Source organism: Planococcus maritimus, from assembly GCF_001592825.1.
In the GTDB taxonomy this organism is placed as follows: Bacteria; Bacillota; Bacilli; order Bacillales_A; family Planococcaceae; genus Planococcus; species Planococcus maritimus_C.
This window is the reverse complement of sequence record NZ_LTZG01000048.1, coordinates 1-359: the sequence shown is the minus strand read 5'-3', so window position 1 is coordinate 359 and position 359 is coordinate 1. Positions and strand designations below refer to the sequence as shown.

General features: G+C 62.4%; 1 protein-coding gene. It reads right to left on the bottom strand.

Going from position 1 to position 359, the window contains the following annotated elements; all coding sequences use genetic code 11:
• On the bottom strand, positions 1 to 251 hold a 251-nt coding region (locus tag AY633_RS16685; RefSeq protein ID WP_186008782.1), incomplete at its 3' end, for a DUF3768 domain-containing protein.
• Positions 252 to 359: the final 108 nt, after the last annotated feature.

Below are 359 nucleotides of genomic sequence, written 5' to 3'. Positions count from 1 at the left end.
AAATCATGCTCGCCCAATGGATCGTTGTCGGAATTGAAGCTGTCATAATTTCGCACCGTGCGCAGGATCCCAGCGCGTCTGCGAAATCCGCGGAAGAGGGACACATCCCCGACCAGCGCGGCAACGCCCGCGGTCATGACGATCTGGATTCGGCCAGGGCTGCAAATAGATCTCCGCAGGCTGTCATTCAGTGCGGCGATGCGGTCGATCGGATCGACGCGGTCTGCCAATTGTTGAGAAGGCTGCGACATGGCTGTGACTCCGGTCTGGATCAGCCCCGCCCATCGGGGCCTTCCGACAGGCGCCCCAAAGGGCGGCGTCATAGCGGGGTCGTGCACCCGGAGGGTCGCAACGCAGTG